A 16,060-nucleotide genomic window follows, 5' to 3' on the forward strand; every position below is an offset into this window, starting at 1 on the left:
ATCGAGGGGGGCGACGTATTGATCCTGCGGCCGGATCTCGCCATGATCGGCCTGTCGGAGCGATCCAGCCCGGCCGCGATCGAGTCGCTGGTGGAGGGGCTGCGGGACAAGGCGGGGATCGAAGACGTGCTCATCGTGGTACTGCCTACGGAGAGCCCCGCGATTCATCTGGACATGATCCTCACCATGGTGGACGAGGCGCACTGTGTGGTGTACCCGCCGTACTTCGTGGGGCCCGGCCGCCTCCCCGTGCTCCACTATCGCGGGACCGCCGCCGTGAAGGAGCGTCCAGACCTGTTCACCGCGCTACGCGACGTGGGCCTTCCCTTGGAGCCGGTCTTCTGCGGGGGGCACCACCCGGTGATCCAGGAACGGGAGCAGTGGGCGAGCGGCTGCAACTTCGTGGCGGTGCGGCCCGGCGTGGTGCTGGGGTACTCACGCAACGAGGAGACGCTGCGGCAGCTGGAGCACGAGGCGGGTTACCGGGTGATGGACGCGGTGGACTTCCTGCTCGAGAAAGCGTTGCCGCCGGGTGAGCGGGTGGCGATCGCATTCGAGGGGGCCGAGCTGGTCCGCGGTGGCGGGGGTGGCCGGTGCATGACTCTTCCTGTGAAGCGGGACGATATCTGGTGATCGGCGACGCGCAGTACACCCTCCCGGGACTGGACGTGCGCCCTTCCGGCGGGCTGATCGACCGGGCGATTGCGGCGTTGAGAGAAGGGCCGCAGCACACCCACGCCCTTGCCCGCATCGTGCTGGGCATCCAGGGAGCCCCACCCGCGGCGGCCACGGCGGTGTTCACACTGCTCGGGTCCGATCCCCGCTTCGTGGTCGATCGACAGGGAGTCTGGCGGCTGGCTGACCCCTCGGCCGGATGGCGTCCGCTGCGCAGGCTGCGGGAAGAGGAGTGGGTGGTGGTGGATGTCGAGACCACCGGAGGGTCGCCCCGGCGCGGACACCGGATCACCGAGGTCGCCGCGGTGTGTGTCTCTGGCGGCCGGATCCGGCGGACCTACAGCACGCTGGTGAACCCGGAGCGCCGCATTCCCTCGATGATCACCGCCCTCACCGGCATCTCCGACGAGATGGTGCGCGACGCCCCGCGCTTCCGCGACGTGGTGGATGAGCTGGAGGGGGTGCTCAGGGGGCGCATCTTCGTCGCCCACAACGCGGCCTTCGACTGGGCTTTCCTCTGTAGCGAGATGGAGCGGGCGGTGGGCGGGCGGCTGGAAGGCCGCCAGCTCTGCACGGTCCGGCTCGCCCGTAAGCTGCTTCCCCAGCTTCCCTCACGATCGCTCGACTCGCTCGCCTACTACTTCGGTCTGCGCATCGAGTCGCGCCACCGTGCCCTGGACGACGCGGTCGCCACGGCCCAGGTCTTCATCCACCTGCTGGACCGTCTGCAGGAAATGGAGATCGAGGAGTGGGAGCAGGTGCAGCGGCTGCTCCGGCGTCCCGTTCGCCGGCGCAAGCGCCGGCGGGCGATGCCTCGATCGATGGATTCCGCGTGAGTGCGCAGCTGCCGACCCGCGCCGCCGACCTGCCCCTGCTGCGGACGCGCACGCTGGGGGATCTCCGCATACACGCCATCGACGGGGGACTGCAGTGGCTGGACGGAGGGGCGATGTTCGGTGTGGTGCCGAAGGTGCTCTGGGAGCGCCGCATTCCCGCTGACGAACGGAACCGCATCCCCCTGGCAGTCCGCTCGCTCCTCGTCGAGACGCCCGACGAGCTGATCCTCATCGAGACCGGGCTCGGCAACAAGTCAGACGAGAAGGCGATCGAGATCTACGGCATCGACTCCCTGCCGGAAGACACCTCACGGGCCGCGGACCGGGTGCAGGCGGGCATTCTGGAAGCCGGCTTCTCGCTGGATGACATCACGCTCGTCATCAACACCCACCTCCATTTCGACCACGCCGGCGGGAACACCTTCCGCGACCCCGAGGGGCAGATTCGGGTATCGTTTCCCCGTGCCCGCTACGTGGTCCAGCGCGGGGAGTGGGAGTATGCCCACAACACCAACGAGAGAACGCGGGCGAGCTATATTAAGGATGACTTCGACCCGGTTCATGCGGCCGGAGCCACTCGGTTTCTGGACGGAGAGACGGAGGTGATTCCGGGAGTCTCCGTGATCCTTACTCCCGGGCACACCCCTCACCACCAGTCGGTCATCCTGCGTTCGGGCGGGGAGACCGCCTGCTATCTGGGTGATCTGGTGCCCACGATGGCCCACCTTCCGCTTCCCTGGATCATGGGGTACGATGTGGAGCCACTGGTCACCCTGGAATCGAAGCGGCGAACCCTGGCTCGCGCGCTGGAGGAGGGCTGGTTGCTGGTGTCCACGCACGATCCGGTGACGGCATGGGGCTATCTCCAGCAGGAGAGCGGCAAGCTCGTTCTGCGCGATGAGCCGCCCGCATCTCGTGCGGCCGGCGCGCACGGCTCCGAGCAGGAGGAACGATGAACGGTTCACGCAGCGCCAGCACCACGGCGGTGATCGTGAGTGCGGTGCGCACCCCAATCGGCCGGTTCCTGGGTGGGCTCGCCCCGCTGACGGCGCCGCAGCTCGGGGCGATCGCGGTGCGGGAGGCGGTGCGGCGGGCGGGCATCGACGGCGGGGAAGTGGAGGAGGTGATCCTCGGCCACGTGGTGCAGGGGGGCACCGGACAGGCCCCCGCCCGGCAGGCGGCGATCGGGGCCGGGCTCCCTCCCACCGTATCGGCGCTCACCATCAACAAGGTGTGCGGCTCGGGGCTGAAGGCCGTGATGCTGGCGGCCCAGGCCGTGCGCGCGGGCGACCTGGCGTTGGCGGTGGCCGGCGGGCAGGAGTCGATGTCGAACGCCCCCTTCTACCTCTACGGCGCGCGCCAGGGCGTGAAGTTCGGTGATCAGACCCTGGTGGACGGAGTGATCCGGGACGGCCTGTGGTGCTCGTTCTGCGATGTCCACATGGGCGGGCACGCCGAGTACACCGCGAAGAAGGCGGGGATCAGCCGGCAGATGGCGGACGAGTTCGCCCTCGAGTCGCATCGCCGGGCAGTCGCGGCGACCAGGGAGGGGAAGTTCCGCGCGGAGACCGTGCCCGTGGAGGTGCCTGGCCGTAAGGGTCCCACCATCGTCGATGCGGACGAGGGGCCACGGCCGGATACCAGCCTCGAGTCCCTGAGCCGCCTACGGCCGGCCTTCACGCAGGATGCTCCTCCGGACGTGGACGAACTGGTGGTGACCGCGGGGAACGCCTCCTCCATGAACGATGGGGCGTCCGCGCTGGTGATCGCTTCGGAAGAGTACGCCCGGGCCAATGGGCTGAAGATCATGGCCCGCATCACGGGCTATGCGACCGGGGCGGTGGAGCCGCGCGAGCTCTTCTTCGCCCCCATCCAGGCAGTCCGCAACCTGATGCGGAAGCAGGGGACCACCATCGGGGACTACGACCTGATCGAGGCCAACGAGGCCTTCGCCGTGCAGGCGCTCGCCAACGGACAGGCCTTGAGTTGGGATTGGGATCGGGTGAATGTTCACGGTGGGGCGATTGCCCTCGGCCACCCGATCGGCGCGAGCGGCGCGCGCGTGCTCACGACGCTGCTCTACGCCATGGCGGACCGGGACGCGCAGACCGGCCTCGCCACCCTCTGCCTCGGCGGCGGCGACGCCGTGGCCCTGGCGGTGGAACGAGTCTCTTAGGGATTGGCGCAACCCATAACCCATCTCCAAGCGCACGAATGACTCAGCAGACGCTGTCTCTGGCCCTCTCTCCCTCCCGGACGCTCCGTATGGCGATCGGGGCCATCGTCTTTGCGATCGCTACCGCGGTCAGCGCCAAGGTACAGGTGATCCTGCCGATGACGCCGGTGCCCTTCACCTTCCAGCCGCTCCTGGTGGTCCTCGCCGGAGCGCTGCTCGGGGCCCGATTGGGGGCAGCGAGCCAGGTGCTCTACCTGACCGCGGGGATCCTGGGCGTTCCGGCCTTCGCCTTCGGGGGCGGAGCCGCATACCTGCTGGGGCCGACCGGTGGCTACCTGCTGGCGTATCCGCTGGCGGCGGCGGTGGCCGGCGCGCTCGTCGGGGGGAGCTTGCTGCGGATATTCGGTGGAATGCTGGCGGGCGTTGCGGTCATCTACGCGGGAGGGCTGCTGTGGCTGGCGGCGCTCTACGGCACCGGGGCGGTGCTCGCGCTCGGGCTCACCCCCTTCGTCCTGGCGGACTTGGTGAAGGTCGTGGTGGGGACGGCGGTCGTGCGTCAGTTCCGGACCACCACGCTGAGGCTCTTCGGGGGGCGCTGAGCCCGCAAGCGGAGACGTCCGTGTCGCGCCGGGAGGAGGCCGCCGAGGGGCGGCGGCTCGGCGTCGTCTGGCGCATCCTCCTCTGGCTGGTCCTGCTGCTGCTCTTCTACCTGGCGGGCCAGTATGCGGTGAGTCTGCTCCCCCGTACGCCGCTCGGGTGGGCGGCGTACCTCGTTCTCTCTGCCGGGGGCTTGATGGCGGGTTGGGCGGTGCTCGTCCGGGTGGACGGGCGTCCCCCGGGGGCCCTGGGGTTCGCCCTCTCCCGTGAAGCGATCACCGAGACGGTGGTGGGCACCGCGTTCGGCGGTGCCCTGATCGCCCTCGCGGTTCTCCTCCTCCTGCTGACCGGGAGCGCGATCTTCGTCGTGGACTCCGGATCCGCGCTCGATTACGCTTCCTCCCTCGGCTGGACCCTCCTCTACTTCTGGCTCGCGGCTGCTTACGAGGAGATCTGGTTCAGGGGATACGGCTTCCAGGCGCTGGTGGAAGGCGTCGGCCCCTGGCCGGCCGTGATCGCCTCCTCCGCCCTCTTCTCCCTACTCCACGCGGCCAATCCGAACTTCGGCGTTGCGGCCTTCGTGAACATCTTCCTCGCGGGGGTTCTGCTCGCCCTGGCCTACCTGCGGACACGCTCGCTCTGGTTCGCGACGGCGGTGCACGCCGGCTGGAACTGGGCGATGGCGAGCCTGTTCGCCTTCCCGGTGAGCGGCCTGACCATGATCGACACCCCGCTCTACGACGCCGTGGAAGTGGGTCGTGACTGGTGGACGGGTGGAGCCTTCGGTCCGGAGGCGGGGGTAGCGGGGACTCTCGTGTTGATCGTAGGGGTCTGGCTGCTGATCCGCGGACCCCTGCCGAGGGAGTCCGCGCACGTGCGTGCGCTCGGACCGATTGTGGACCGGCGTCTGCCCGCGAGCTGGCCATGAAGCGCGAGGCTCTGCGTTTCTGGGGATCCGCGGTGGCGGTGGCGGTGGCGTGGGCGGTGATCGCTCCGCTGGTGCTGCCCTACGAGGCGCTGGGCTTGGAGTCCGCGGCGGCGCGGGGGCGGGCCTGGTTGCTCACGCTGTGGACCTCCGGGGTGATGTCGATCTGCTTCGGGGCTGCTGGGCTGCTGGGCTACGTCAGCCCGATCGGCTTCAAGGAGGTCGCCGAGGCGGGCTCCCTCATGCAGGCCATCGAAGCGCGGCGCCGGGCGCGGCGCGAGGGATCCTTCCATCAGAACTTCGCCTGGTGGCTGATCGTCACCGGGTTGCTGCTCATCGCCATCTACTTCGTCGTCTGGGGGGCCACACATGCCTGAAGTGCGGCGGGTCGCGGTGATCGGGGCGGGCACGATGGGCAACGGCATCGCCCACGTCTTCGCCCTGCGGGGTTATGACGTGCGGATGATCGACGTGCAGAAAGAGGCGGTGGAGCGTGCGCGGGTGACTATCGCGGCCAACCTGGATCGCCAGGTCAAGAAGGGGACGGTAACCGAAGCGGAGAAGGCCGCTGCGCTCGACCGCATCGCAGGGTCCACCGAGCTCGCGGACGCCGCCGGCGCGGAGCTGGTCATCGAGGCGGTCAGCGAGAACCGGGACCTGAAGTTCCAGCTCTTCCGCCAGCTCGACGCGGTGGCGGACCAAGGGGCCATTCTGGCGAGCAACACCTCCTCCATCTCCATCACCGAGCTGGGCGCGCGCACCAGTCGGCCCGAGCAGGTGATCGGGATGCACTTCATGAACCCGGTTCCGGTGATGGATCTGGTCGAGCTCATCCGCGGACTCGCCACCTCCGACGAGACCGCCCGGGCCGCGCGCGCGATCGCCGAGTCGTTGGGGAAGGTCGTGGCGGAGGCACAGGATTACCCGGGGTTCATCTCCAATCGGATCCTGATGCCAATGATCAACGAGGCGGTGTACTGTGTGATGGAGGGAGTGGCGGAACCCGAGGCGATCGATACGGTGATGAAGTGGGGGATGAACCACCCCATGGGCCCGCTCGCCCTCGCCGACCTCATCGGGCTGGACACCTGTCTGGCGATCCTGGAGGTGCTTCACTCCGGCCTCGGCGACGACAAGTACCGCCCCTGCCCCCTGCTGCGGAAGTACGTGGCCGCTGGACGCTTGGGGAGGAAGAGTGGGGAGGGGTTTTACAAGTACTAGAGCTGGCTGTCGGCTACGGGCCGTGCGTTGGGTTATCCGTTATCCGTTGGGGTTATCCGTTATCCGTTATCCGCTATCCGTCAGGAACTGCGCCGACCAGCTGCTAATGGTAAACCCATTCAATCTCATCGAATCCCAGGGCCACGAGCAGGTGGTCTACTGCCATGATCCTTCGTGTGGGTACCGGGGGATCATTGCAATTCACGACACCACCCTGGGGCCGGCGCTGGGCGGTACGCGGTTGTGGAACTATGCATCCGAGACCGAGGCGCTGGTCGACGTGCTGCGCCTCTCGCGGGGCATGACCTACAAGGCGGCGGTGGCGGGGCTGAACCTCGGGGGCGGGAAGGCGGTGATCATCGGGGATCCGCACACGGTGCGGCGCGAGGCACTCTTCCGGGCGCACGGCAGGTTCATCGAGAGCCTGGGCGGACGCTACATCACCGCGGAGGACGTGGGCACCTCCGAGACGGACATGGAGTACGTGCGGATGGAGACGCGGCACGTGACCGGCCTTCCGGGGGCTTCCGGGGATCCTTCGCCGGTGACCGCGTTCGGCGTGTTCCGCGGCATCCAGGCCTGCGTCCGCGAGGTCTTCGAAGTCGACTCGCTGCAGGGACGGACGGTCGCCGTGCAGGGGTTGGGGCACGTGGGATACCACCTCTGCAGCTACCTGCACGACGCCGGGGCCGAGCTGATCGTCTCCGATCTCGATCCGTCGCGGGTGCAGCGGGTGGTGGAGGAGTTCGGTGCCCGCAGCGTCGGCGTCGACGAGATCTTCTCGGTGGAGGCGGACGTGTACTCTCCCTGCGCTCTGGGCGCTACCGTGAACGACGAGACCCTGCCCCGGCTACGGGCGCGAATCGTCGCCGGCGGCGCCAACAACGTGCTCGCGGAGCCCCGCCACGGAGACGAGCTGCATGAGAGGGAGATCCTCTACGCACCCGATTACGTGATCAACGCAGGCGGGTTGATCAGCGTGTATGGCGAGTTACAGGGGTGGACCCACGAGCGGGCGATGCGGCAGGCAGGCGAGATCTACACGACGCTGCTGCGCCTCTTCGAGCGCTCTCGCGAAGACTCGGTGCCGCCCCACGAGGCCGCCGATCGGCTCGCTCGCGAGCGGATCGAAGCGATCGGCGGGCTGCGCCGGATGAAGCTGTGAGCGGGTCCGGATCGGGCCCCGGTGCGGGATCGCTGGAGCGCAGGTTGATTTACGCGCGGCTGGACGAGGAGCAGCTGATCGCCCTGGGGGAGCGAATCGGCCACGAGGTGAGTCCACCCCTCTTCCTGGCGCTGCGTGGAGACCTCGGAGCGGGAAAGTCGACGTTTGCTCGGGCGATCGCGCGGGGAGCCGGAGTGGAAGGAGAGATCCCTTCGCCGACCTTCAACCTCCTCTTCCGCTATCCCGTGCCGCGAGGCGCGCAGATCGTGCACATCGATCTGTACCGCCTCGACGATCCCGAGGAAGTGTGGGAGCTCGGCTGGGCGGAGCTGCCTGCCCCCGACGAGATCGTGATGGTGGAGTGGCCGGAGCGCGCCGAGGTGCTGCTTCCGCCGGACCGTTGGGAGATCGAGCTGGTCGAGACCGAATCGGGCGAGGCGCGCGACGTCGAGTTTCGCCGGGTCGGGAACCCTGGGCCGCTGCCCCTGCCGGAGGAGGCGGGATGATCCGCCGCCCGATCCTGGCGCTCGACTCCTCCACCGCGGTCGGCTCTGTTGCCGTGGGGGGAGAGGAGGGTGTCTACGCTGAAGTGATCCAGAGCGTGGCTGGGAGCCATTCCGCGTCGCTGCTTCCCGCCGTCGAGCAGGTGATGCGATCGGCCGGACTCCGCCCCCGGGATCTCGCCGCGGTGGTGGTCGGGGAGGGACCCGGATCCTTCACTGGTTTGCGCATCGCCGGGGCGACTGCCAAAGGGATGCTCCGCGGACTCGACATCCCCCTCTACGCGTACTCCGGGCTCCTCGCCACCGCGGCTTCGGCCTGGAGTCATGAGGGGCCGGTCTGGGCGCTGTTCGACGCCCGGCGGCGGGACGTCTTTGCCGCTTGCTATCGCTTCGCACAGGGCGTACAGGTGTTGATGCCGCCCGAGGCGATTTCGCTCGACCTGCTGCTGGAGCGGGCGAGGGGTGGCGACGGTGCGGTCCCGCTGTTCGTGGGCGAGGGGGCGAGCCTCCACCGCGAGGAGCTGGAGCGAGAAACCGGTGGGCGGGTCGGGCCTGCGCACCTGGCGCAGCCGAGGGCCGCTGCGCTGCTCTGGCTGGCCGTGACCGTACCGGAGATGGGGCGAGTGGAGGATCCAGCCCGCTGGGAGCCGGAGTATCTGCGCGCTTCGGGTGCCGAGCGCATCGCCGCGGCGCGAGCGGAACGAGGAGGATAGACATGACCGCCACCGAGCCGACCGCGATCTTCCTTCTCCGCGACCTCCGCATCGACGATCTCCCGCGCATCCTGGAAATCGAACAGGCGTCGTTCAGCACCCCCTGGCGTCGCAGCACCTTCGAGGGATTGCTGCGCCGGGCTGACGCCGACCTGATCGGAGCCACCCTCGAGGGACGGCTGGTGGGATACGCCATCAGCTGGACCATCCTCGACCAGGCGGAGCTGGGGAACGTGGCCGTGGGTCCGGAGGTTCGGCAGCGGGGGCTGGGCCGTACGCTGGTGGAGGCTTCCCTACAACGGGTGCGGCAGCGGGGTGCGCGGGAATGCTTCCTGGAGGTGCGTGAGTCGAACCACGTCGCCCGGCGGCTCTACGAAACCCTGGGCTTCACCGTCATCGGTCGCCGGCGGCGATACTACTCGCATCCGGTGGAGGACGCGCTGGTGATGAGGATCGAGCTCGGCCGGGCGGGGCATGGGTAAGAGGAGCGGTCCGGCGCCGACGTTCTAATGCCCTCTTCTGTGACTTTGCCGGCAAATGGTCCGGTTGCACCGCGCTGGACCGAGCCCGATATTCCATGCCGGTGATCGGAAACTCGACTCGAACCGCGGGAGGGATCAGTGTCACGCAGCCTGAACAAGGCCATGATCATTGGCAATCTGGGGTCGGATCCGGAGGTGAGGACCACCGCGACCGGCACCCGGGTCGCGAATTTCTCCGTGGCCACGAGTCGGAGTTGGACCGCCCGCGACGGCACGCCGCAGGAGAAGACGGAGTGGCATCGGATCGTGGCGTGGGACAAGCTGGCGGAGATCGCCGAGCGGTATCTCAAGAAGGGGGATCGGGTGTACGTGGAGGGGGAGATCGAGTATCGCTCCTACGAGGATAAGGACGGGGTGACGAAGTACATAACGGAGATCCGCGCCCGCGACCTGGTCATGCTCGGAGGTGCGCGGGAGGGAGGATCGGATTTCCGCGAGTCGCGGCAGCCGGCCCCGGCGGGGAAGCCGGCGGACAAGGGGGGATACGACGATTTCGAGGGGGGCAGCTTCCCCGAGGACGACGACCTTCCCTTCTAGTCGGCGCGGCCGTCACGGCGGGGGCGAGCCTGCTCAAGCGGCTCGCCGGCACAGCCGAGAATAACGGGGGAGGACCCTTCCGGGGGCTTCCCCCGTTCTCTTCCCCGGAGGGGGTGCTCGAGAACCCAGACTCCTCCTTACGATGAAACGGTTGTTCTTCCCGGTCGTGGCGATGCTGGTGGCCAGTCCGCTGGCGGCGCAGGAGCTTCCCGGCGACACGGCCCGGACCCATGTCGTGCGGCCGGGCGACACCCTGTGGGACCTCTCCGAACAATACCTTTCCAATCCTTTCCGCTGGCCGGAGATCTACGGTGTGAATCGGGAGGTGGTGGCGGATCCGCACTGGATCTACCCGGCGCAGCGGCTGCGCATCCCGAGACGGGGCGGGTCGTCTCCGGCGGTGGCGGGCGCGCCCGCGGATGGATACGTTCCCGCGGCGCCCGCGTCGCCTCCTGCGCGCACGGTCTTCTACCCGGTGAGCCCTTCGGCGAACGCCGGCGCACTGATCTCCGCCGCCAACAGGCAGGACGTGCCGGTGGTGACGCCGGGCGATTTCTACCGAGCGGGGCGGCTGGTTCCGGATGGGACCATGCGGCCGCTCGGTCGGTTGGTCGAGGTGGCCGAGGCAAGCGCGGTGGATCTTCGCGAGACGCGGCAGATCCATCCCCACACCCGGGTGTATTTGAAGCTCGAGCCCGGCGCGAGCCTGCAGGTGGGGGACGAGCTGCATCTCTGGCGTCCGGGCAAGGAGATCCGTCCGTACGGGCGCATCTACGAGCCGACCGGCACCGCCCGGGTGGTGGCGCTGGACGGTGACGTGGCCACGGTCTCCATCGAGGGGCTGTTCGCTCCGGTTCTGCTGGGTGATCTGGCACTGCCGGTGGAACAGTTCGCGGTTCCCGGGGGTGTGATTCCCCGACCGGCGGCGGGCCTGGAGGGTCGGGTGGTGGCGTTTGCCACCCGACAGGCGGTGTTCTCGGTCGAAGACATCGCTTATCTGGACGTGGGCGCGAGCTCCGGCGTTGTCGAGGGGGACGTGTTCGTGGTCGTCACGCCGCGACAGCGAACCGAGTACGGGATCCGCCCCGAGATGGAGATCGCCCGTCTGCAGGTAGTGCGCGTCAGCGACCGGACCTCGGCCGCGCGCGTTACCAGCCTGCAGCAGCCGGCCCTCGAGGCTGGGCAGGTGGTGCGGCTGGTGGGGAAGATGCCCTGAGCTTCTTCCCTCTCGGATCGCCGGTGCCGCGACGCCCTCCCCGCCTGGAGAGGGCGTCGTTTCTTTATGCACGCTGAGCGAACCGCATGATCGAGGGGCTTCACATCGTCGCATTGGCGCTCTACTGCCTGGGAGCGGCGATCATGGGAATCTCCTTCGCGCGTGGCGGGCGCGGACTTCCGCCCCTCGCCGCGGGCGCGGTCGGCGCCGCCCTCCTCGCCCATGCGGCGGCGCTCGCCGTCTTCACCTCGACCTGGGGGGAGCTCCCTCTGGTGGGACTCGGACCCTCCCTCTCCACCCTCGCTTTCCTGATCGCCTTCGGTAGCCTCGTCGCCGCAATCCCGGGGCATGCAGGAACGGTCGGGCTGCTGGTGATCCCACTGGTCGTAGTCCTGGGTGCAGTGGCAAGCGCCGTGGGCGTGGCACCGCAGGGCGAGGCAACGCAATTCCGCGGGATCTGGTTCGCGCTGCACGTGATCCTCGCCTTCCTCGGCTACGCCGGGCTGACGGTCGCGGCCGCGGCGGGGGTGATGTACCTGCTGCAGTTCCGAGAGTTGAAGAGCAAGCACTTCGGTGCCATCTTTCGATTCTTCCCCCCGCTGGAGAGTCTGGATCGGCTGGGAAGGCGCGGAATCGTGTTCGGGTTCCCCTTTCTGACCCTCTCGGTCCTGGTCGGCTGGGCCTGGACCGCCCGATTCGACGTGGCGGAGCTTCCCGGCAATCCGAAGCTGGTCTGGGTGGTGGTCTCCTGGGTGGTTTTCCTGGCGGCGCTGATCGCGCGCCTCGGCGGGGGGCGGCCGAGTCGACGGGGCGCCGTGGCGAGCGTGATCGGCTTCGTGGTCGTGGTCGTCGCCTACCTCGTGCTGCGAGTGCAGGCGGCGCGCGGAGGGGCGTTCCTGTGAGATCGACGTATCCGGCGTTCCTCGACCTCACCGACGTTCCGACCCTGCTGGTGGGCGGAGGGCGCGTCGCGCTGCGCAAGCTCGAAGGCCTGCTGGCCGGTGGGGCGACCCCGGACGTCCTCTCACCGGAGCTATCCGCGCCGGTGCAGGCGCTGGTCGCCTCTTTCGGGCTCGCCTATCGGGCGAGCCATTTCGCGCCCGGCGCGGTGCAAGGATACCGGGTCGTCGTTGCCGCCACGAACGACCGCTCCGTGAATGCCGCAATCGGACGGGAAGCACGGGACAATGGCGCCTGGGTCAACGTGGTGGACGACCCCGAGGCTTCCAACTTCCTGGTTCCCGCGGTACTCCGGCAGGGGGAAGTGGTGGCGGCGGTGTCGACAGGAGGCGCTTCGCCGCTGCTCGCGGCCGCCGTCCGGGAGCGGCTGGAAGAGATCGTCACCCCTGGCCTCGGCCGGGCGGCCGAGCGGTTGCTGGCGCTGCGCGAGGAGGTGCGCCGCCGCTGGCCGTCGGACGAAGAGCGCCGTCGAACATTCTGGAAGGACCTCGTGTCCCAGGAGTTCCTGGATCTCGCCACGGCCGGGAACGACGAGGAAGTGGAATCGAGAATCGCAGCATGTCTCTCGCGGTCGTAGGAATCAACCATCGCACCGCTCCCGTTCGCGTACGGGAGCGGTTGGCGTACAGCCGCGCAGAGATCCCCGCTGCCCTGCGCCGTCTGCTGGGTAGCGGTGCGCTGGATGAGGCGGTGCTCCTCTCCACCTGCAACCGCACCGAAGTCTATCTCAGCGCCGCCGACGAAACGCTCGGCGAAGCCGCCGCGCGCGAGCTGCTCGCCGAGCAGTGGCGCGAGCCCCAGCCGATTTTGTCCTACCTGTATGCCCGGCGGGGCCGTTCCGTGGTCGAGCACCTCTTCCGGGTCACCTCGGGAATCGACTCCATGATTCTCGGGGAGCCGCAGATCCAGGGGCAGGTGCGCGAGGCGTACCAGTTGGCGATGGAGGTGGGGAAGGGTCCCGAAGCCGTGGTCGGGCCGATCCTCAACCGCCTCTTTCAGACCGCCCTCAGTGTGGGGGGCCGCGTTCGCACGGAGACCGAAGTGGGGATGGGGGCGGCCTCCATCTCTTCCGCCGCGGTGGAGCTGGCGAAGAAGATCTTCGGCACCCTGAAGGGAAGGCACGCGCTGGTGCTCGGCGCCGGGGAGATGAGCGCGGTCACCCTGGAGTGCCTGCGCGCGGAAGGGGTGCAGAGTTGCGTGGTGGCCAACCGCACATACGACCGTGCCGTGGAGCTCGCGGAGCGCTTTCGAGGGCGCGCCGTGCACTGGGAGGCGCTGGGCGAGGAGCTGCCCCATGCGGACATCGTGATCTGCTCCACCGCGGCGCCGCACCCGGTGTTGACGCTGAAACGCCTGCGGGCCTCCCTGCCCGGCGGTGCGAAACGCCCGCTGTGCATCATCGACATCGCCATCCCTCGGGACGTGGAGGTCGAGGTCGGGGAAGAGCCCAACGTCTTCCTCTACAACGTCGACGACCTGCAGCAGATCGTCGACGACAGTCTGGGGCGCCGGCGTCGCGAGATTCCCGCGGCCGAGGCAATCATCTCGGCGGCGTCGCAGGAGTTCTGGAGCTGGTACACCAGTCTGTCCGTGGTGCCGACCATCCGCGAGCTTCGCGAGCGCGGTGAATCCCTTCGCCGAGCCGAGGTAGACCGTGCACTCCGCCGGCTCGCGCACCTGAGCGAGCCGGATCGGGATGCGGTCGAGGCGCTGACCCGCTCGCTCATGAACAAGCTGCTGCACGCGCCCACCGTCCGGCTGCGCAAGGCGGCGGGTAACGGGCGGGGGCTCGACGTGATCGACACGGCGCGCTACCTGTTCGAGCTGGACAAGAACGACGAGGACCTCGACGACACCAGCGCCGACCAGGGGTCGGAGCTGGACCCCGAGTCCGCCGGTGGGCGGTCGGGAGGAGAAAGCCTTCAACCAGACGAGGGAGAGAAGTGATCGTTTCCCTGCCCGTTGCCCAGGTGTCCACCAACGAGCTGGTGAGCGCCTGGCGGATGATCGTGCACGGCACGATCTCCACCCAGCTCATCATGATCATCCTCGCGTTCTTTTCCCTCTTCACATGGGGACTCATCATCTGGAAGTGGTTTCACTTCCGGAAGCTGTGGCGGCAGGCGAGCGGCTTCATGGAGCGGATCGAGAGCGCACAGCGGCTGGAGGAGGCGTATCGAAACGTCCTATCACTCCCCGAATCCCCGTTCACGCGCGTATTCCGCCGCGGGGTGAACTTCTTCTCCGAGCTCCGTCCGGGCGGGCTCCGGGAGGGCGTCGCGACGGTGGGGCTCAGCTCGGCGCAGCTGGAGGTTCTGCGACTCGTGCTGGAGAAGGAGGAGGGCGAGGAGCGCGACGAAGCCGGTCACGGCCTCCACTGGTTGGCGATCATCGCCACCGTTTCGCCTCTGCTCGGCCTGTTGGGGACTGTGCTGGGAGTGATGAACTCCTTCATGGGAGTGGCGGAGACAGGGTCGGCCAACATCAGCGCGGTTGCGCCCGGGGTGGCCGAGGCGCTGATCACCACCGTGGGCGGCCTCATCGTCGCCATCCCGGCGGCCATGGCGTACAACTATTTCGTCGCGAGGTTGCAGCTAATCATGAGTGAGCTGGAGGGCTTCTCCAGCGAGTTCATCGGAACCCTCGCGCGAGAAGGGAAGGTCTGATGCCTCGGCGTCGTGGAGGCGGAGACTCGTATCGCGCAACCGCCGACATCAACGTCACCTCGCTCGTGGACGTGGCGTTCACGCTCCTGGTCATCTTCATCATCACCGCTCCGATCCTGCAGAGCGGTGTCGACGTGAACGTTCCCCGTGCAGCCGCGGAGGCGATCACTTCGCCGGAAGGGGTGGTGGTGACCGTCACGCGCGAGGGGCAGATCTACATCGGCAACGCTAGCGCGACGTGGGAGGAGTTCCCCGCTGCTCTCGGAGACGTGGTCCGTGAACAGCAGGCGCGCAACCTGTACCTCAAGGCGGACGAAGGCGTCCCGTACGGGACCGTGCTGCGGGTGCTGGGCGCGATGAAGGAGCTCGACATCGCCAACGTCGGCCTTGTGGCTGAGCCCGAGGACCTTCCGGTAAGAGGAGCCGGGTGAGACGGTCACCCCCGATCCGTCTGCGAGCCGGGCTGCTCGTGTCGGCGATCGCCCACGCGGGGGCGGTCGCGTTGATGTGGTTTGCGGTGCAGAACGCGGACGAGCTCCCCGAGATGCGGGTGTACGCGGTCGACATTGTGTCGCCGCCACCGCAGCTGTCGGGGGAGCCGAACCCGGGTGGGGGTGGCGTCCCGGCCGTGGAAGAGGCGCCCGAGCCGGAGCCTGAACCCGAGCCGGAAACCGAACAAACGGAGGAACCCCCGGCGCCGCCCGAGCCGACTCCGCCACCGCCCGAAGCTCCGCCGCAGCGGGAACCTTCTCCGCCTGCCCAGGCTACAACACCCGAACCCGCGCCCTCCCGTACGGAGCCGCCGGACGAAGAGCCCGAGGAGGACCAGCCGGAGGAGGAAGAGGAGGAGGCGCCTGCCGCTCGCCCCGGGGGCGGTACGGGGGAGGGGACCGGAGCTTCGCGCGGCGACGATCCGGACCCGGAATCTGTCGGCGGGGAGAACATAGACGTGCGCCTGCGTGGGGTGCAGTGTCCGAGCCCCGCGTACTGCGCGAACATCGTTCGGCAGCTCTACCGCTACTTCCGGCCGCCCGAGGGGGCGACCTCGGACGCGGTGGAGGTCTTCTTCTGGATCAATCGCGACGGCTCGGCGGAGGACATGCGCGTGGTGCGGAGCAGCGGCAGCTACTCCTTCCAGATCGCGGCGCTGGAAGCGGTGGAGCAGGCGGGACGGAACAAGGCGTTCGGTCCGCTGCCGAGCTCGTTCCAGCGCGACCGACTCCCGGTTTCGTTCTATTTCCGCCCCGCGCGCTAGCTGCTTCGGGGGCTCGGGGATAGGTTGATCGGCTCCACGAGGCTCGCCCGGGAGCCTCTCACTGCACGTGCTG

Annotated in this window: 20 protein-coding genes; all 20 read left to right on the plus strand. The window is 68.5% G+C overall.

What is annotated here, in order from left to right:
- Positions 1-633 (plus strand): arginine deiminase family protein (locus VF167_11205; GenBank protein HEX6925977.1); only part of this gene is annotated, 633 nt, incomplete at its 5' end.
- On the plus strand, positions 630-1,511 hold the full coding sequence (locus VF167_11210; protein HEX6925978.1) for an exonuclease domain-containing protein: 882 nt from the start codon (positions 630-632) through the stop codon (positions 1,509-1,511). The genes VF167_11205 and VF167_11210, both read left to right, overlap by 4 nt.
- Positions 1,508-2,467, plus strand: a complete 960-nt coding sequence (locus VF167_11215) for an MBL fold metallo-hydrolase (protein ID HEX6925979.1) — start codon at positions 1,508-1,510, stop codon at positions 2,465-2,467. Before VF167_11210 ends, VF167_11215 begins: the two co-directional genes overlap by 4 nt.
- A complete protein-coding gene (locus VF167_11220; GenBank protein ID HEX6925980.1) occupies positions 2,464-3,687 on the plus strand; it encodes an acetyl-CoA C-acetyltransferase in 1,224 nt (407 codons plus the stop codon). Before VF167_11215 ends, VF167_11220 begins: the two co-directional genes overlap by 4 nt.
- A 38-nt stretch (positions 3,688-3,725) precedes the next feature.
- Entirely contained in the window at positions 3,726-4,286 is a 561-nt protein-coding gene (locus VF167_11225) for a biotin transporter BioY (GenBank protein ID HEX6925981.1), read from the plus strand.
- A 20-nt stretch (positions 4,287-4,306) separates the two neighbouring features.
- Positions 4,307-5,212 carry a CPBP family intramembrane glutamic endopeptidase gene (locus tag VF167_11230; protein HEX6925982.1) on the plus strand — a complete coding sequence of 302 codons (906 nt, stop codon included), beginning with the start codon at positions 4,307-4,309 and terminating at the stop codon, positions 5,210-5,212.
- Positions 5,209-5,586, plus strand: coding sequence for a hypothetical protein (locus VF167_11235; protein ID HEX6925983.1), 378 nt, complete (start codon positions 5,209-5,211; stop codon positions 5,584-5,586). Before VF167_11230 ends, VF167_11235 begins: the two co-directional genes overlap by 4 nt.
- Positions 5,579-6,430, plus strand: coding sequence for a 3-hydroxybutyryl-CoA dehydrogenase (locus VF167_11240; protein HEX6925984.1), 852 nt, complete (start codon positions 5,579-5,581; stop codon positions 6,428-6,430). Before VF167_11235 ends, VF167_11240 begins: the two co-directional genes overlap by 8 nt.
- Positions 6,431-6,536: 106 nt before the next feature.
- Positions 6,537-7,595 (plus strand): Glu/Leu/Phe/Val dehydrogenase dimerization domain-containing protein, encoded by a 1,059-nt coding sequence (locus VF167_11245; protein ID HEX6925985.1) that lies wholly within the window; start codon positions 6,537-6,539, stop codon positions 7,593-7,595.
- Positions 7,592-8,101: a tRNA (adenosine(37)-N6)-threonylcarbamoyltransferase complex ATPase subunit type 1 TsaE gene (gene tsaE, locus VF167_11250; protein ID HEX6925986.1), complete on the plus strand. Its 510-nt coding sequence runs from the start codon at positions 7,592-7,594 to the stop codon at positions 8,099-8,101. The genes VF167_11245 and tsaE overlap by 4 nt, the downstream gene beginning before the upstream one ends.
- The gene (tsaB, locus tag VF167_11255) at positions 8,098-8,811 is read left to right on the plus strand and encodes a tRNA (adenosine(37)-N6)-threonylcarbamoyltransferase complex dimerization subunit type 1 TsaB (protein ID HEX6925987.1); all 714 of its coding nucleotides are present in this window, start codon (positions 8,098-8,100) and stop codon (positions 8,809-8,811) included. Before tsaE ends, tsaB begins: the two co-directional genes overlap by 4 nt.
- A gap of 2 nt (positions 8,812-8,813) precedes the next feature.
- Complete coding sequence (gene rimI, locus VF167_11260; protein HEX6925988.1) at positions 8,814-9,293, plus strand: ribosomal protein S18-alanine N-acetyltransferase; 480 nt, start codon at positions 8,814-8,816, stop codon at positions 9,291-9,293.
- 138 nt (positions 9,294-9,431) lie between these two features.
- Positions 9,432-9,890 (plus strand): single-stranded DNA-binding protein, encoded by a 459-nt coding sequence (locus VF167_11265; protein HEX6925989.1) that lies wholly within the window; start codon positions 9,432-9,434, stop codon positions 9,888-9,890.
- 142 nt (positions 9,891-10,032) lie between these two features.
- Positions 10,033-11,106 (plus strand): LysM peptidoglycan-binding domain-containing protein, encoded by a 1,074-nt coding sequence (locus tag VF167_11270; protein ID HEX6925990.1) that lies wholly within the window; start codon positions 10,033-10,035, stop codon positions 11,104-11,106.
- Positions 11,107-11,192: 86 nt separating this feature from the next.
- Positions 11,193-12,008, plus strand: coding sequence for a cytochrome c biogenesis protein CcsA (gene ccsA, locus VF167_11275; protein HEX6925991.1), 816 nt, complete (start codon positions 11,193-11,195; stop codon positions 12,006-12,008).
- Positions 12,005-12,643 carry a bifunctional precorrin-2 dehydrogenase/sirohydrochlorin ferrochelatase gene (locus VF167_11280; GenBank protein HEX6925992.1) on the plus strand — a complete coding sequence of 213 codons (639 nt, stop codon included), beginning with the start codon at positions 12,005-12,007 and terminating at the stop codon, positions 12,641-12,643. The genes ccsA and VF167_11280 overlap by 4 nt, the downstream gene beginning before the upstream one ends.
- Positions 12,625-14,013, plus strand: coding sequence for a glutamyl-tRNA reductase (gene hemA / locus VF167_11285; protein HEX6925993.1), 1,389 nt, complete (start codon positions 12,625-12,627; stop codon positions 14,011-14,013). Before VF167_11280 ends, hemA begins: the two co-directional genes overlap by 19 nt.
- The gene (locus VF167_11290; GenBank protein ID HEX6925994.1) at positions 14,010-14,732 is read left to right on the plus strand and encodes a MotA/TolQ/ExbB proton channel family protein; all 723 of its coding nucleotides are present in this window, start codon (positions 14,010-14,012) and stop codon (positions 14,730-14,732) included. Before hemA ends, VF167_11290 begins: the two co-directional genes overlap by 4 nt.
- Positions 14,732-15,163: a biopolymer transporter ExbD gene (locus VF167_11295; protein ID HEX6925995.1), complete on the plus strand. Its 432-nt coding sequence runs from the start codon at positions 14,732-14,734 to the stop codon at positions 15,161-15,163. The genes VF167_11290 and VF167_11295 overlap by 1 nt, the downstream gene beginning before the upstream one ends.
- A complete protein-coding gene (locus tag VF167_11300) occupies positions 15,160-15,987 on the plus strand; it encodes a TonB family protein (GenBank protein ID HEX6925996.1) in 828 nt (275 codons plus the stop codon). The genes VF167_11295 and VF167_11300 overlap by 4 nt, the downstream gene beginning before the upstream one ends.
- Positions 15,988-16,060: the final 73 nt, after the last annotated feature.

The sequence above is a fragment of the Longimicrobiaceae bacterium genome (genome assembly GCA_036375715.1).
In the GTDB taxonomy this organism is placed as follows: domain Bacteria; phylum Gemmatimonadota; class Gemmatimonadetes; order Longimicrobiales; family Longimicrobiaceae; genus DASVBS01.

Coding starts and splice junctions, on each gene's coding strand:
- rimI (HEX6925988.1), top strand. CDS start 8,814: ATGACCGCCACCGAGCCGACCGCGATCTTCCTTCTCCGCGACCTCCGC.
- ccsA (HEX6925991.1), top strand. CDS start 11,193: ATGATCGAGGGGCTTCACATCGTCGCATTGGCGCTCTACTGCCTGGGA.
- VF167_11220 (HEX6925980.1), top strand. CDS start 2,464: ATGAACGGTTCACGCAGCGCCAGCACCACGGCGGTGATCGTGAGTGCG.
- tsaB (HEX6925987.1), top strand. CDS start 8,098: ATGATCCGCCGCCCGATCCTGGCGCTCGACTCCTCCACCGCGGTCGGC.
- VF167_11270 (HEX6925990.1), top strand. CDS start 10,033: ATGAAACGGTTGTTCTTCCCGGTCGTGGCGATGCTGGTGGCCAGTCCG.
- VF167_11235 (HEX6925983.1), top strand. CDS start 5,209: ATGAAGCGCGAGGCTCTGCGTTTCTGGGGATCCGCGGTGGCGGTGGCG.
- VF167_11240 (HEX6925984.1), top strand. CDS start 5,579: ATGCCTGAAGTGCGGCGGGTCGCGGTGATCGGGGCGGGCACGATGGGC.
- VF167_11295 (HEX6925995.1), top strand. CDS start 14,732: ATGCCTCGGCGTCGTGGAGGCGGAGACTCGTATCGCGCAACCGCCGAC.
- VF167_11245 (HEX6925985.1), top strand. CDS start 6,537: ATGGTAAACCCATTCAATCTCATCGAATCCCAGGGCCACGAGCAGGTG.
- hemA (HEX6925993.1), top strand. CDS start 12,625: ATGTCTCTCGCGGTCGTAGGAATCAACCATCGCACCGCTCCCGTTCGC.
- VF167_11225 (HEX6925981.1), top strand. CDS start 3,726: ATGACTCAGCAGACGCTGTCTCTGGCCCTCTCTCCCTCCCGGACGCTC.